Here is a 14,348-nt window from a genome sequence, read left to right on the forward strand (position 1 = left end):
GGGGCACCCCGCGCGAAGGACGGACGGTACAGGTGGCGGACAGCAGCAGGACCGGCCCGGGCCGTGGCACCGACGGTCCCCCGCGTACGCCGGCCCCGCTCAGTGCGCAGGCGCGCGAAGCGATCCGGCAGCGGATCGTCGACCGGCGCTACCCGCAGGGCTCCCGCCTCGTCGAGCGGGAGGTCGCCGAGGAACTCGGCATGTCCCGGGTGCCGGTGCGGGAAGCGCTGCGCGCACTGGTCACCGAAGACCTGCTGGAGCTGCTGCCGCACAGCGGGGTGCGCGTGCGCCGCTTGGAGAGCACCGATGTGGAGCACCTGTACGAGGTGTGGGAGCCCCTCGCGGTCCAGGCGTCGCGGCTGGCGGCGCGGGCCGCGGCAGGCGACCCCGAGGGCCTGGCCGCCCTGGAGACCACTCTGCGCCAGGCCGAACAGGCGGCCGCGGCGGACGAGGGGGCACGCGAGGTGGCGGCCCACACGGCTTTCCACGAGGGCGTCGTGGCGCTGTCGGGCAACCCGCTGCTGGCCCGCACGATGGAGCAGTTGAGCTGGCAGCTCCAGCTCCTGTTCGGCTTGCGGGAGGAGCCTGCGCACATGCGGGCGCAGCACGCGGAGATGTTCCGGCACATCGCGGCCGGCGACGGGGACGCCGCGGCGGCGAGCACCCTGCTGCATGTCCGTGACAGCAGGACGGTGGCGCTGCGCTCCCTCTTCAAGTCCGACCGGTGACTTCTTTGTATACCAGAAGTCGGCCTTCCGAGCCGAGACTCCACCCGGACGCAACAAGCGGACTCCACGGGGCCCGCCGGGACGGCCGGGAGCGGTACTGATCCCCACTTCCGCCTTCGCGGAACGGAACATTCCTTGCCCGACTCCTCGTCTTGGTATACAAACAGTGGGTCCGCGGTATCCACACCCCGAGGAGCCCCCATGTGCGTCGAAGCTGCGCCACCGCCGTCCAGCAGGCTGACCCGCCGCGGAGTCCTCGCGGGCGCGGCCGCGCTCGCGGGCACCGTGACGGTGGCCTCCCCCGCGTCGGCGAGCCGGCGCGGCACGGAACGAGGCGGCACCGAACGGGGCGGCGACCTCGTCATCCAGGGCGGCACGCTGCTCGACCCGGCGACCGGCGACGTCACCGAGGACTCGGTCGTCGTCATCGAGGGCGGGGTCGTGCGCGCGGCCGGCCCCCGGGCCCGCGTCGCCGTACCGAAGGGAGCGAAGACGCTCGGGGCCCACGGCAAGTGGGTCCTGCCCGGCCTGGTCGACGCGCACATCCACCTGAGCACCGCCGCCGAGGCCCGCGACGCGGTCCGTGCGGGCGTGACCAGCGCCCGCAGCGGTTCGACGAACTTCTACCAGGACATCGCCGTACGGGAGCTGGCGCGCCGGCTCCCCGCACGGGCGCCGCGGCTGAGGGCCGCCGGGGTCTTCGTCACCCCGGACCTCGGTGACACCGTACTGGCCGACCCGGACCTCACACCGCTGGCCCGCCTCCGGGACGGCGTGCGCTCGGCCGAGGCACTGCGCCGGGTGGTCGAGGTGAACCTCGCGCGCGGCGCGGACGTCATCAAGACGCGCGTCAACGAACGCGCGGGGCTGCCCGACCAGGACCCGCTGACCCAGGTGTACTCGCGCGAGCAGTTGTCCGAGGTCGTCGCCGCGGCCCGGCGCGGCGGCAAGGGCGTCCTGTGCCACAGCTACAGCGAGAAGGGCTGCCACGACGCGGTGACGGCGGGCGTGCTCTCCCTGGAGCACGGGGCGTTCGTCGGTGAGCGCACGCTGCACGAAATGCGCCGCAGGGGCACGTACTTCACGCCGACGCTCACCGCGATCGCCGGCCTGGCCGCATCGTCGGACCCGGTCCTCGCCGAACGGGGCCGCGCCTACCTGCCCGTTCTGAAGCGGGCGGTTCTGGCCGCGCACGAGCTGGGCGTGGAACTGGCGGCGGGCACGGACTCCTCGGGCGGGAAGGTCGTTCCCGTGGGCCGCGAAGTGGAGCTGATGCGTGAGGCCGGCCTGCCGGCGCTCGACGCGATCCGCACGGCCACGACCGCCGCGGCGCGGCTGCTCGGCGTGGAACGCACGGTCGGCCGGCTCGCGCGCGGGTTCGCCGGCGACGCGATCGTCGTGGACGGTGACCCGCTGGCGGACGTCTCCGTGCTGAAGACACCGGTACGGGTGGTGCGCGCGGGCGTCGCGGTCTGATCCGGAGGGTCTCCCCCGGCACCACCACAGCATTCCGCTTTCCCTCCCCCGCCGCACCACCGAAGGAGTGCCCATGAAGCCGTTCCCCAGCCCTTCCGGCGGACTGTCCCGGCGCAGCATGCTCGCCGGCGCGGCGCTGGCCGGTACCACGGCCGCGCTGCCCACCGCCGCCTCCGCCGCGGACCGGGGCGGCGCCGTTGCCGGCACGGACGCGCGCGGGCCCGGCGGCCGCCCCTCCCGGGCCGTGGTGTTCCGTAACGTACGTCCCTTCGGCGCGAAGACCCCGGTGGACCTGACGGTCGTGGACGGCCGGGTCACGGACCGCCGGGCGCCGGCGGACGCCGAGGTCGTCGACGGCGCCGGCCGTATCGCGCTCCCGTCGCTCGTGGACGCGCACATCCACCCCGACAAGACGACGTGGGGCGGCCCCTGGGTGACGCGCAGGCCGGCCGGCGGCATCGCCGACTACGTCGAACAGGACGTGGAACTGTTCCGCAGCCAGCCTCGCCCCGTCGCGGAACGCGCGTACGGCCTGATGGCACATGCCGTGACCCGCGGCACCCGTGCGATGCGCGCCCATGCGGACGTGGCCCCGGCCTACGACCTGGCCGGCGTCGAGGGTGTGGGCGCGGCCCGCAAGCGTCTGCGGCACGCACTCGACGTCCAGATCGTGGCGTTCCCGCAGCACGGCGTCGTCCGCACCCCCGGCACCGTCGAACTGCTGGAGGAGGCCGCCCGTACGGGAGCCGTCGACATGATCGGCGGCATCGACCCGATCGGTTTCGACGGGGCACTCGACGAGCAGCTCGACCTGGTCTTCGGCATCGCGGACCGGCACGGCGTCGGGCTGGACATCCACCTGCACGACCGGGGCGAGAAGGGGCTCACGGAACTGCGGGGCGTCATCGACCGTACGCGGGCCCTGTCCCTCCGCGGGAAGGTCACCCTCAGCCACGTCTTCTGCCTGCCCGGCCTCACCGACCGCGAACTCGGCGCGATCGCCGCCGACCTGGGGGACCTCGGCATCTCACTGACGACGGTGGCGCCGTCCGCCTCGCTGGTCCTGCCGATCGCGCGGCTGCGGGAGCACGGCGTGCGCGTGGGCCTCGGATCCGACGGGGTGCGCGACGCGTGGAGCCCGTTCGGCAACGCCGACATGCTGCACCGCGCGCATCTGCTGGGCTGGGTCACGGATGTCCGTCTCGACGAGGAACTGACGGACTGTTACCACGTGGCGGCACACGGCGGCGCGGACGTCATGGGCCTCGCCCACGCGGACTTCGAGCCCGGCTCCCCGGCCGACTTCGTTCTCGTACGCGGCGAGTGCCTGCCACAGGTCGTGGTGGACATGCCGCAGCGCGACATGGTGGTGCACGGCGGCCGCGTCGTGGCTCGTGACGGAGAGCCGGTCGGCTGAGGCCCGTCTTCGAAGGTGGGGCATGCGTGACGATGACGGGTCCGGCCGACCGTCGATAGCATGGGCCGTATGGCTGGACAGTGGAATTCGACAGATCCCGGGATCATACGGTTCCCCTCAGGCATCCTGGTGCGCGGCCGGGGCCTGCGCCACCCCCTCCCTTCAGGTCCGGCCCCGTCCTTCGCGGTCCACCTGCTCGGCAAGCGGCCCCCGTCGACCGAGTGGGACGCTCGATGGCTGCGCTGGCCCGATTTCCGGCTTCCCAAGGACCGCCGGGAGGCCCGGAGCGTGTTCGAGGAGGCGCTGAGCCGGGCGGCGGACGAACGCGTCGAGATCGCCTGCGGTGGTGGGCGCGGGCGGACAGGAACGGCTCTGGCCTGCATGGCCGTTCTCGACGGGGTCCCGGCAGACCGGGCCGTACAGTTCGTCCGCCGGCACTACCACCCTCGCGCTGTGGAAACCCCCTGGCAGCGACGCTTCGTATCGCGCTTCGAAGACGCGTAGCGCTCCTCCGGTGCGCCGTCGGCGGAGACCGGCGCCGTACACGTGGTCGACCGCCGTCACCATGAACCCCCCGTGACCGGCATCACACCCTGCCCCGCGCTCCTGGCCATCCTGCGGACACGCCTGCATCCGGCCTGCTGGTGACCCGACTGGATTCGACCTCGAGTGTTCATAATATTTCGGATCGTGACTGGTTTCGACCTGCCGGACCGCATGCGGGAGCAGGTCGCGAGATTGCATGAATGGCAGATTCCGCTTGTTATGCAATTTCACTTTACGAGCCGATGAAGAATTCTCCGGAGAAAGAGAATTGATGGCGACTCAACGGCCCAGGCGCTACCGTTCATTCACACGGCATACGTGAGACCGAGGAGCCCCGTAAGGAACTGCGAAGCCATCGGAGCCCCTCCGGAGTCGACCGTCGAGGAAAGAGAATCCCATGGGTGACCAGTTTTCCGCCGCGGGCCGTTTCGCGTCAGCGGAAGGGCGCGGCGACACCACTCCCCCATCGCCCTCAGTGAAACTCGGGCCCTGACTTTCCGGGTTGTCACGCTGGAGACCAGCACTTCCCTTCCCGTGCCGGAGACCACGGGCCCGGGCCGGAAGGCACCGCCCGGCATCGTCCGTCTTCTCCCCCGACCCGCGACCTGCTTGCGCCGACACCCCGGGAAGGAGATCACCACCATGGCCGGGACATCTCACCACCCCGGGCCCGGTCGCAGCGGCGTACGGGCCCACCACCCCTCCGAGCCGCCGGAGCCACTGACGGTCCGCCTGCCGCTGGACTACACCGCGTTCTGCCTGCTCCACCGGGACGCGTACCTGCGCTACGCCCGGGCCCGGCTCACCGATGCCGGGACGAGCCGTGCGGCGGTGGAGGCCGCGCTGGGGCAACTGGCTCTGATCTGGCCCACGGCGCTGAGCAGTTCCTGTCCGGCCGCCGTGGCCTGGCGGCTGCTCGGCCACCAGATCACGTTGTCGGTGGAGCAAGCCGCGCCGGCTGCGGTGGGCCACGAGGACCTTCACGGGCGGTTACCGGCCGCCCAGGCCGATGCGGTGCTCCTGTGCCACCACCTCTCCCTGACGCCGAGGCAGGCTGCCGCCCTCATGGGAGTGCAGGAGCCGACGGTCAGCAGCCGGCTCAACGCGGCCCGGCGCGGTCTGCCGACGTCCTGAGACTCGGCTTCCCCCTATCGAGGTCTGGTTCCGCTGCCGCCGACTTGCTTACCATGTGGCTTCACCGAAGCGACGCGCTGTCACCACAGTGCGGTGGGGGGCCGGATGAACCACGGGGATCGACCGCTGTCCGCATCAATCGACGTCACCGTACCGAGCGTGGCCCGCATGTACGACTTCCTTCTCGGCGGCAAGGACAGTTACCCCGCCGATCAGCAGGCCTGTGCGCAGCTGCTGGAGCAGGTGCCCAGCACAAAGGCTCTGGCCGTGAACAACCGGCGTTTTCTGCAGCGTGTGGTGAGGACCCTGGCGGCGGAGTACGGCGTGCGTCAGTTCATCGACCACGGGTCCGGCCTGCCGACCCGTGACAATGTCCACCAGGTCGCCCAGCGCGTCGATCCGTCCTCCCGGGTGGTCTACATCGACAACGACCCGATCGTGCTGGCACACGGCCGCGCCCTCCTGGAGGAGAACACCTCCACCGCCGTCATCCACGCCGACATGCGGGACACCGACGGCATCTTCGACCACCCCGACACCCGGCGCCTCATCGACCTGAGTCAGCCGGTGGCCGCCCTGTTCGTGTCGGTGCTGCACTGCATTCCCGACGACGACGATCCGGCCGGCCTCGTCCGCCGCGTGGCATCGCGCTTGGTCCCGGGCAGCTTCCTGGTGGTGTGCCAACTGGTCAGCCCCGACCCCGCGGTGCGTGAATTCGTCACCGAATTCATGCGGGAGAGCACCCAGGGAAGGTGGGGGCGCGTCCGCGAGGAGAGCGACGTACACGCGTTTCTCGAAGGCATGGACATCGTCCGCCCCGGGCTCGTGGAAGTCTCCACGTGGCGGCCCGACTCCGACGTGGCTCCGCGCCAGGAGACCGACGAGTGGACCGAGTTCGGCGGTGTCGCCCGGATCCAGTGATCCGTGCTCCGGGCTTCGAGCCGCCGCGTCAGGCCGAGAGGTCCTGAATGGTCTTCTTCAGCAGTTCCCGAGTGGCTCTGGGCGTGAGGGCCGCCGCGGAGAGGCGGTCCAGCAGGGCGCGGTATTCCACGGTCGCCTCGGGGCGCTCCAGGAATTCCGCGCCGTTGAGCTGTTCCAGGTACACGACGTCGGGCACGTCCTGTTCGGGGAAACGCAGATGGGTGAACGGGGTGTTGGACGACAACGCCTCGGGGGCGTCCCGAGGGACCACCTGCAGCGTGATGGCGGAGTTCGCGTCCGACAGCCTGGAGACGTCCAGCAGGTGCTGCAGCTGCTCCCGCATCACGTCGGGCCTGCCCAGTGTCCGGTGGAGCGCGGATTCGTCGATCAGCGCCCACAGGGAAGGCGGATTCGGCCGTGCCAGCATCTCCTGGCGGCGCATCCGGAGCTGCGTACGCTGCTCCACCTCGGCCCGGCCGGCCATCGGAAGACCGAGGCTGATCACGGTACGGGCAAAGCTCTCGGTCTGCAGCAGTCCGGGGATGAGCTGCACCTCGTAGGTACGGATCGTCTCCGCGGACTCCTGCAGACCGATGAACTGCTCAAGCCACTCGGGCAGCGTGGTGTGGCTGTACCGCTGCCACCACACGGACCCCTCGGCCCGGTGCAGCAACTCCCGCACCAGACACGCCTCGTCCGGCCCGGCGCCGTAGAGGCCGAGCAGAAGAGTCACGTCCTTCTCCTCGGCCGGCTTCTTGCCGCTGCCCTGCTCGATCCGGCAGATCTTCGAGTTGCTGAACCCGGCGCGCTTGGCGGCCTGTCCCTGCGAGAGGCCCGCGTCCTCGCGCAGGGCTGCCAGGTGACGGCCCACGAGCCTCTTCAGCAGGACGGGTGCCTGGCCGGGGCGTCGCAGGTAACGCTCGAGGGACACGACTCGGTTCGGCAGGGCGGACATAGCGGCTCCAGCTCGACGGCAGGGGACGAAGACGAGTGTCGCAGCCAGACGCCCGGACCACGCCCGATATCCGCTATGTCACGCGCCCCTCCAGGGCGAAATGATCGAATTCCCCTTCTTTCACGCCGGCGAGAAAGGCGTCGATCTCGGCACGTGTGTACACCAGGGCCGGGCCCTGCGGATCCCGGGAGTTGCGGACCGCGACCCCACCGCACGAAAGGGCCGCCACCTCGACGCAGTTGCCCACCGCGTTGCTGTGCCGGCTCTTCACCCATGTGACGTTCACCAGGGAACCGGCCGGAACTCCGTTGCTGACCTGTCGCATAACACCTCTCTCTCACCGAACCGTTCGGACAACTCCGCAACACGACTGCGGCGACCGCCCCGAACGCGGGAGCAGACGCGCCCGCGAGAAGATCCGTGGAATTTCTCGTGCAATTGCACGCGCCGTGCGGACGGTGGGGATACTAACTTCACGCCCCGACCACTCGCGGACCGCTCGATCGGCGATTCTCCGGGAAGACAACGTGCCGTCGTATGCGAAAACCGCACAAAATCGACCTGGGAACGCCACCAAGGTCTCCCAGCACACACCCGGCAGTTCACTCGAAAGAGGAGTGCGGGCGCGGCTTCCCCCTCCCGGCCGGTCCGGCGGGTCCGGGGGCTGCGTGCCCGGCCCCACTCCGGTTCTCCCACCCTCTGGTCTCCGCTCATCTCCCCTGTCGGCCGGATGCCGAGCCCGAGGCAGAAGCACGTTCCGCCTCGGCGGCCAGGCGTGGGGGACCCAGTTCCGTCCCGAGGCGATGCCACGGAGCGTCACCGGACGGGCCCGGGAGAACGCCATTCCGCGCAAGGCGGGCGCCGGGGCGGACGAGATCGTCGCGTGACTCGGCGCGGCGCGGGCCGAGACCGCACGGGTGCGGCCTCCGGTCACCCACCGCTGGGCCTCCCTCGTCCACCAGTGGCGCGAGGACCGGACAGCCCCACCGCGTCAGCGGTGCGCCCTGTGGCCGGGCATCGGCCCGGGCGGTGTGCGAGGCCCGGGGCCCGTGGCTTTCCTTGACCTCAAGTCCGGTTCAGGACCTAGCTTTCCGTGTGCGCCCCGGGCCACTTCGGCCGACGGGTACCGCGTCGGCCCACCAGCCCCGGAGGCACCTCATGGACATGGAAGTCACCGCGTGGACATCGCTGCACAGCGCGGTCAACGCCCCGCAGGACCGGAGGCCCTTCTCCCGGGCCACCCTGCGCCGCATCGCCTCCTTCGCCCGGCCGCACCGCCGGCAGCTGTACCGCTTCCTGCTGCTCAGTGTGGTCACCGCCCTGCTCGCGGTGGCCACGCCCGTCCTCGCCGGCCACGTCATCGACGCGATCGTCCGGGGCCGGGAGGCCGGCACGGTCACCCGGCTCGCACTCCTCATCGCCGTCATCGCCGTCGTCGAGGCGGGTCTCGGCCTGCTGACACGCCGGCTGTCGGCCTCCCTCGGCGAGGGGCTGATCCTCGATCTCCGCACGGCGGTCTTCGACCACGTCCAGCGCATGCCGGTCGCCTTCTTCACCCGCACCCGGACCGGCGCACTCGTCAGCCGGCTCAACAACGACGTCATCGGCGCGCAGCGGGCCTTCAGCAACACCCTCTCCGGCGTCGTCTCCAACCTCGTCACCCTGCTGCTGACCCTCACCGTGATGCTCGGCATCTCCTGGCAGATCACCCTGCTCGCCCTCGTCCTGCTGCCGGTGTTCGTCGTCCCCGCCCGCCGGATGGGCTCCCGGATGGCGAAGCTGCAGCGCGAGGCCGCCCACCACAACGCCGCCATGGGCACCCAGATGACCGAACGCTTCTCCGCCCCCGGCGCGACCCTCGTCAAGCTCTTCGGACGCCCGGCCGACGAGTCCGCGGAATTCGCCGCACGCGCCCGCAGCGTGCGGGACATCGGCATTCGTACCGCCATGGCCCAGTCCGCGTTCATCACCGCCCTCACCCTGGTGTCCGCCCTGGCGCTCGCCCTGGTCTACGGACTCGGCGGCCACTACGCGCTGCGCGGCAGCCTCGACCCGGGAGCCGTCGTCGCCCTCGCCCTGCTCCTGACCCGCCTCTACGCCCCGCTGACCGCACTGGCCGGCGCCCGGGTCGAGGTGATGAGCGCGCTGGTGAGCTTCGAGCGGGTCTTCGAGATCCTCGGCCTCGACCCGCTGATCGCCGAGAAGCCGGACGCCCGCCGGGTGCCGGACGGGCCGGTGTCCGTGGAGTTCGACGGGGTCTCCTTCGCCTACCCCTCCGCCGACAAGGTCTCCCTCGCCTCCCTCGAAGACGTCGCGACCCTCGACTCCCGTGACGCCGCCGAGGTTCTGCACGGCGTCTCCTTCCGCGCCGAGCCCGGCCGGATGGTCGCCCTGGTCGGCTCCTCCGGCGCGGGCAAGTCCACGATCGCGCAGCTCCTGCCGAGGCTGTACGACGCCGACTCCGGTTCCGTACGGCTGAACGGCGTCGACGTACGGGACCTGAGCGCCGCCTCGATCCGCGAGACCATCGGCATGGTCACCCAGGACGGGCACCTCTTCCACGAGTCCGTACGCGCCAACCTGCTCCTCGCCCGGCCCGACGCCACCGAGGACGACATCTGGGACGCCCTGCGCCGGTCCCGCCTCGACGCCCTGGTGGCCTCGCTGCCCGACGGCCTCGACACGGTCGTGGGCGAACGCGGCTACCGGTTCTCCGGCGGCGAGCGGCAGCGGCTGACCATCGCCCGGCTGCTGCTGGCCCGCCAGCGGGTCGTCATCCTCGACGAGGCGACCGCCCACCTCGACTCCACCTCCGAGGCGGCCGTCCAGGAGGCTCTGGACGAGGCGCTCGAAGGCCGTACCGCCGTGGTGATCGCCCACAGGCTCTCGACCGTACGGGCCGCCGACCTGATCCTGGTCGTCGAGGAGGGCCGGATCGTCGAACGCGGAACCCACACGGAACTGCTGGCCGCCGGAGGCCGGTACCAGGAGCTGTACCGCACCCAGTTCGACCGGCCGGGGGCGGACATCATCACGTCGTAGACGGCGGGAGACGCGTACTGACCGGCACGACGGGAACCGGCCCTCGCGAGAGGAGCCGGGTGCCGTCATGGCCCGAACGGGGCCAGTTGTGTGGGCCGGGCGAGGGACAGGACGGCATGGCGTGTTTCCCGGCGACCGGCCCGGGGTCCATATGACCAGGTTCCCGTGAAACCAGGGCTGGAGTACGCACATGAGTTCTGCCGCCGGTGTGGGGCATCGCCTGTCCGACTCGTGCGGAAAACCGGGAGCACGGCACACCGCGTCACATGGCGTCCGGGGACGAGACCGCCTGGAACACCGGCTCGATCCGGCGCTGCCCCCGGATCCTCCTGATCGTCCGGTGACGCCGACGGTATCCATCGACCGCAGTCGCGGAGGGAAGCAGCCATGACCACCTTGTGCAGGCCGGCCGTCGCCGTCCCTGACCACATCATCACTCTCGACGAAACACTGGAACTCGCCCGGCAGCTGCACCCCGACCACGAGCAACTGGGCCTGGCTCTGCGGCTGATCGAGAACACCGGCGTACGCACCCGGCACATCGTCCAGCCGATCGCCGACACCCTGCGCCATCCGGGATTCGAGCAGCGCAACCTGCTGTACGCCGCGGAGGCCAAGTCGCGCGTCCCCGACGTGGTCGAACGCGCGCTCGACCACGCGGAGCTGAAGGCCCGGGACATCGATCTGCTGATCTACGTCTCGTGCACCGGGTTCATGATGCCCTCGATGACGGCATGGATGATCAACTCGCTCGGGTTCCGCTCCAACACCCGCCAGCTGCCCATCGCCCAGCTCGGATGCGCGGCCGGCGGTGCCGCGATCAACCGGGCCCACGACTTCTGCCTCGCCTATCCGCAGTCCAACGTGCTCATCGTCGCCTGCGAGTTCTGCTCGCTGTGCTACCAGCCGACCGACCTGGGAGTGGGGTCGCTGCTGTCCAACGGACTGTTCGGCGACGCCCTCGCCGCAGCCGTCGTACGCGGCGAGGGCGGCACGGGCGTGGCGCTGGAGCGCAACGGCTCGCACCTGGTCCCGGACACGGAGGACTGGATCTCCTACAGCGTCCGCGACACCGGCTTCCACTTCCTCCTGGACAAGCGGGTCCCGGGCACGATGGAGATGCTCGCGCCCGCGCTGCGTACACTCGCGGACCAGCACTTCTGGGACGTCTCCGGTCTGGACTTCTACATCGTCCATGCCGGTGGACCGCGCATCCTGGACGACCTCTCCCACTTCCTGGACCTCCCGCCGGAGACCTTCAGGTTCAGCCGCGCGACGCTCACCGAACGTGGAAACATCGCGAGCGCCGTCGTCTTCGACGCCCTCGACCGCCTCTTCGAGGAAGGCCGGGTCGCCGGTTCCGGTACGGGGCTGATCGCCGGGTTCGGTCCCGGCATCACCGCCGAGATCGCCCTGGGCCGCTGGACGGGGACATCGCCCGTCGGCGGCGCGGTGGACGAGAGGACCGTCTTCCCCGAACGCGACGTACTGTCCTCCGGGCTCCGACGCGCCCCCGCCACCGCCACCGCCTGCCCGCCGGCCACCGCCCGGCCGGTGAAGTAGGAGGTCCGGTCGCCGGAACACGGGCGGGTCAGGTCTTCAGCAGACCCGAGCCGAACCAGTCGGAGGCGTCGCGCACCCCGGGCAGCACGAAGAAGTACCCGCCGCCGGTCGGCGAGACGAACCGGGCGAGCGGCTCGCCCGCCAGCCGCTTCTGCATCGTGGCGAACTGCCGGACGACGTCCTGCTGGTAGCAGCAGAAGACCAGGCCGAGGTCGAGGCTGCCGTCCGTGTCGAATCCACCGTCGTAGTTGTAACTCCTGCGCAGCAGGAGGGAGTCGGCGGTTTCGGCTGTACGCGGATTGGCGAGCCGGATGTGGGAGTCCAGCGGGGTCTTCCTGCCGTGCGGATCCTTGCTGTAGTCCGGCAGGTCCTTCTCACGGCGGCCGTCCAGGGGGGCGCCGGACGCCTTGCGGCGGCCGAAGATCTTCTCCTGGGCCGCTGTCGGCACTCTGTCCCAGGACTCCACGCGGAAGCGGATGAGGCGGAGCACCTGATAGGAGCCGCCCGCGGTCCAGGCCGGCTCGCCGGAGGACGGCTTCACCCACACGAGCCGGTCCATCTCCTTGGACGAGGCCGTGTCCGGATTGACGATCCCGTCCTTGAAACCGACGAAGGTGCGTGAGGCACCCGAGGGCCGCGCCGGATTGTGGAAGCCGTCGGCCCGCCAGCGGGGCCGCATCTTCCCGTCGGTCCGGCGCGCCAGTTCCCGGATGACGTGCACGACGGCGTCCGGGTGCTCGGCACAGATCTGCAGCGAGAGATCCCCGTGACAGGTCGTCGGGTCAAGCCGGTCGTCGGGAAACTCCGGCATCGGGGTGAGGAGCCGTGGCCGGCGGCCGGCGAGACCGAAACGGTCGTCGAAGAGCGACGCGCCGACGCCGAGCGTGATGGTCAGACCGTCCTGGGTCTGCGGCTCGGCGGCCACCTCCACGTCCTTGGGCTTCACCCCACGGATGAGGATGCGGGCCTGTTCGGTGAGCGTCTTGAACAGTTCCGTGAGTTCCTTGCGGTCCTCGGCCAGGACATCGAAGGAGATGAACCCGGCGAAGGCCTGCTGCTCCGTGGTGATCCCCGCCTGGTGAGCGCCGTGGAACGGGTAGCGGCCCACCGTCCCACGGCAGGACCCGGCGGCCGGGGCGCCGTGCGCGGCCGGCTGGGCGGCGTACGCTTCGAGGCTTCCGAAGCCAGTGGCCGCCGCACCCGCGACGGTGGCGGCCCGTCGCAGAAATCTTCGCCGCCCGTCGTCCTGCCGCCGCGCATCGACCTGGTCACGTCCCATCGTTCCGCCGTCCTGTCGTCGCACGACCCACTGACTCGCTGCCCAGGGTGGAGCGGCCCGGAACGGGGAGCTCGGTGCCCCGGTAGCAGCATCCGTGCGCGATTCTGGGACATCGCTGGTCAAGGAGTTGGACCAACACTTCGACGGCTGCCGGATTCATGCAGGAGTGTGCCGGGCTGTCGTCCGCTTGGACTACCGGCCACGGGCGGGGGTTCCGGACTCCGCCTGCCGGAAGCGTGCCGGAGGCGTGCCGTGGGCCATGGGCTCGGCGCGGGGCCGCCTCCACGAGCGCGGGAGGCGGCCTCGTGCCGCGGGCGCGGCTCAGCGAAAGCGCGCCCGGCGGACCGTCATGGGCCCACCGGCCGGCCATGACCTCGTAACTCCGGCTCCGGCTCGGCCACTCTGCTCGCCGTACCGCGTCGGACCGGAACGGAGGGGCCCTTAGCCGCCGAGCACACAACTGCGCCTGCGCGGGAGCCAGTTCTCGTAACCCGCGCTCCGTCATACGCCGTCCCCGGCGACGCTTCACGTCGCGGCGGTGGCGGGTCGTTACGCGCCTTCGTCTCCCGTACTCGGCACGGAAATCGGCTGCTGCGTCGCGGATTCGTTCTTGACGACCCGGTAGTAGACGGACTTCTGCTGCTTGGTCCGTTCGCTCTGGTTCTTGGCGACCGATGCCTCAAGGGCATTGCGCACCACTGTGACGCTCAGCGTGCGTTCGGGGTGTTCCTGCGACAGCTCCTGGGCGACTTCGGCCGCCGACCGTGGTTCCTCGTGCTTGGCGAGGACGGCCACGACGAGTTCCCGCAGCGGGGGCGCGGACTTGTCGGTCTTTGCTCCGCTCTTCGGTTCCGCCGCCTTCCTGGGGCGCTTGTCGTTGTCGGAACTGGCCTTCGCGCGCCGCGCCCTGGGAACTGTTGCGGTCTTGGCCGCCTTGGCCTTCTTCCCGGAAGGAGTGCCCAGGGCCGCCTGCATGCTCACCAGCAGTTCGTGGTCCTTCTGCAGACCTTCGAGTTGCGCCTGCAGAGTGGCGACCTCGGACCTGATGCGTTCCTGCTCTCGCGTGTTGCGCTCCAGGTCGGCGTCGACCTGCTGGGCGTACTGGGTCTGCAGAGTGGGATTGCTTTCCGCCATGACTACTCGCTTTCCTTGGACGTCTGTTGGAGGCGGATGTTACTCACATTTGTTGCTCTTCAGAACCTCGTGGGATTTACGTCACCAGCAGACACCCCTCATACCGTGCCGACGCACACGGTGTTCGTCCCGCACACCGCTCAGCAAACAGAG

The 14,348-nt window shown here is 70.5% G+C and carries 12 protein-coding genes; 8 read left to right on the forward strand and 4 right to left on the reverse strand.

Going from position 1 to position 14,348, the window contains the following annotated elements; all coding sequences use genetic code 11:
• The first annotated feature begins 32 nt into the window (after positions 1-32).
• The 6 genes from ABD374_RS14360 to ABD374_RS14385 all read left to right on the forward strand — a co-directional run bounded on the left by ABD374_RS14360 (position 33) and on the right by ABD374_RS14385 (position 6,222).
• Entirely contained in the window at positions 33-728 is a 696-nt protein-coding gene (locus ABD374_RS14360; RefSeq protein WP_425577238.1) for a GntR family transcriptional regulator, read from the forward strand.
• Between the two features lie 201 nt (positions 729-929).
• Positions 930-2,204, forward strand: coding sequence for an amidohydrolase family protein (locus tag ABD374_RS14365; RefSeq protein WP_344495096.1), 1,275 nt, complete (start codon positions 930-932; stop codon positions 2,202-2,204).
• A 73-nt stretch (positions 2,205-2,277) separates the two neighbouring features.
• Entirely contained in the window at positions 2,278-3,621 is a 1,344-nt protein-coding gene (locus ABD374_RS14370; RefSeq protein WP_344495098.1) for an amidohydrolase family protein, read from the forward strand.
• Positions 3,622-3,690: 69 nt separating this feature from the next.
• The gene (locus ABD374_RS14375; protein WP_344495100.1) at positions 3,691-4,125 is read left to right on the forward strand and encodes a protein-tyrosine phosphatase family protein; all 435 of its coding nucleotides are present in this window, start codon (positions 3,691-3,693) and stop codon (positions 4,123-4,125) included.
• A gap of 684 nt (positions 4,126-4,809) precedes the next feature.
• Positions 4,810-5,301 carry a sigma factor-like helix-turn-helix DNA-binding protein gene (locus tag ABD374_RS14380; protein ID WP_344495101.1) on the forward strand — a complete coding sequence of 164 codons (492 nt, stop codon included), beginning with the start codon at positions 4,810-4,812 and terminating at the stop codon, positions 5,299-5,301.
• A gap of 105 nt (positions 5,302-5,406) precedes the next feature.
• On the forward strand, positions 5,407-6,222 hold the full coding sequence (locus ABD374_RS14385) for an SAM-dependent methyltransferase (RefSeq protein WP_344495103.1): 816 nt from the start codon (positions 5,407-5,409) through the stop codon (positions 6,220-6,222).
• Between the two features lie 28 nt (positions 6,223-6,250).
• On the opposite strand, the gene ABD374_RS14390 is transcribed toward ABD374_RS14385, so the two are convergent.
• Both ABD374_RS14390 and ABD374_RS14395 read right to left on the reverse strand, forming a co-directional pair.
• Positions 6,251-7,177: a helix-turn-helix domain-containing protein gene (locus ABD374_RS14390; protein WP_344495105.1), complete on the reverse strand. Its 927-nt coding sequence runs from the start codon at positions 7,175-7,177 to the stop codon at positions 6,251-6,253.
• Between the two features lie 73 nt (positions 7,178-7,250).
• Positions 7,251-7,502 (reverse strand): DUF397 domain-containing protein, encoded by a 252-nt coding sequence (locus ABD374_RS14395; protein ID WP_344495107.1) that lies wholly within the window; start codon positions 7,500-7,502, stop codon positions 7,251-7,253.
• 833 nt (positions 7,503-8,335) lie between these two features.
• Between ABD374_RS14395 and ABD374_RS14400 the strand changes: the two genes are divergently transcribed.
• Together ABD374_RS14400 and ABD374_RS14405 are read left to right on the forward strand one after the other, a co-directional pair.
• Positions 8,336-10,219: an ABC transporter ATP-binding protein gene (locus ABD374_RS14400; protein ID WP_344495109.1), complete on the forward strand. Its 1,884-nt coding sequence runs from the start codon at positions 8,336-8,338 to the stop codon at positions 10,217-10,219.
• A 387-nt stretch (positions 10,220-10,606) separates the two neighbouring features.
• Positions 10,607-11,782, forward strand: a complete 1,176-nt coding sequence (locus ABD374_RS14405) for a type III polyketide synthase (RefSeq protein WP_344495111.1) — start codon at positions 10,607-10,609, stop codon at positions 11,780-11,782.
• Between the two features lie 28 nt (positions 11,783-11,810).
• Here the strand turns inward: ABD374_RS14405 and efeB are convergent, their stop codons facing one another.
• Both efeB and ABD374_RS14415 read right to left on the reverse strand, forming a co-directional pair.
• The gene (gene efeB, locus ABD374_RS14410; protein ID WP_344495113.1) at positions 11,811-13,061 is read right to left on the reverse strand and encodes an iron uptake transporter deferrochelatase/peroxidase subunit; all 1,251 of its coding nucleotides are present in this window, start codon (positions 13,059-13,061) and stop codon (positions 11,811-11,813) included.
• A gap of 549 nt (positions 13,062-13,610) precedes the next feature.
• Positions 13,611-14,195, reverse strand: a complete 585-nt coding sequence (locus tag ABD374_RS14415; protein ID WP_344495115.1) for a hypothetical protein — start codon at positions 14,193-14,195, stop codon at positions 13,611-13,613.
• Between the last annotated feature and the right edge of the window lie 153 nt (positions 14,196-14,348).

The organism is Streptomyces enissocaesilis, from assembly GCF_039533765.1.
Taxonomy (GTDB): Bacteria; Actinomycetota; Actinomycetes; order Streptomycetales; family Streptomycetaceae; genus Streptomyces; species Streptomyces enissocaesilis.

Bases quoted from the DNA above. Each gene is read 5' to 3' on its own strand.
- ABD374_RS14365 (WP_344495096.1), top strand. From the start codon at position 930: ATGTGCGTCGAAGCTGCGCCACCGCCGTCCAGCAGGCTGACCCGCCGC.
- ABD374_RS14370 (WP_344495098.1), top strand. From the start codon at position 2,278: ATGAAGCCGTTCCCCAGCCCTTCCGGCGGACTGTCCCGGCGCAGCATG.
- ABD374_RS14375 (WP_344495100.1), top strand. From the start codon at position 3,691: ATGGCTGGACAGTGGAATTCGACAGATCCCGGGATCATACGGTTCCCC.
- ABD374_RS14380 (WP_344495101.1), top strand. From the start codon at position 4,810: ATGGCCGGGACATCTCACCACCCCGGGCCCGGTCGCAGCGGCGTACGG.
- ABD374_RS14385 (WP_344495103.1), top strand. From the start codon at position 5,407: ATGAACCACGGGGATCGACCGCTGTCCGCATCAATCGACGTCACCGTA.
- ABD374_RS14390 (WP_344495105.1), bottom strand. From the start codon at position 7,177: ATGTCCGCCCTGCCGAACCGAGTCGTGTCCCTCGAGCGTTACCTGCGA.
- ABD374_RS14395 (WP_344495107.1), bottom strand. From the start codon at position 7,502: ATGCGACAGGTCAGCAACGGAGTTCCGGCCGGTTCCCTGGTGAACGTC.
- ABD374_RS14400 (WP_344495109.1), top strand. From the start codon at position 8,336: ATGGACATGGAAGTCACCGCGTGGACATCGCTGCACAGCGCGGTCAAC.
- ABD374_RS14405 (WP_344495111.1), top strand. From the start codon at position 10,607: ATGACCACCTTGTGCAGGCCGGCCGTCGCCGTCCCTGACCACATCATC.
- efeB (WP_344495113.1), bottom strand. From the start codon at position 13,061: ATGGGACGTGACCAGGTCGATGCGCGGCGGCAGGACGACGGGCGGCGA.
- ABD374_RS14415 (WP_344495115.1), bottom strand. From the start codon at position 14,195: ATGGCGGAAAGCAATCCCACTCTGCAGACCCAGTACGCCCAGCAGGTC.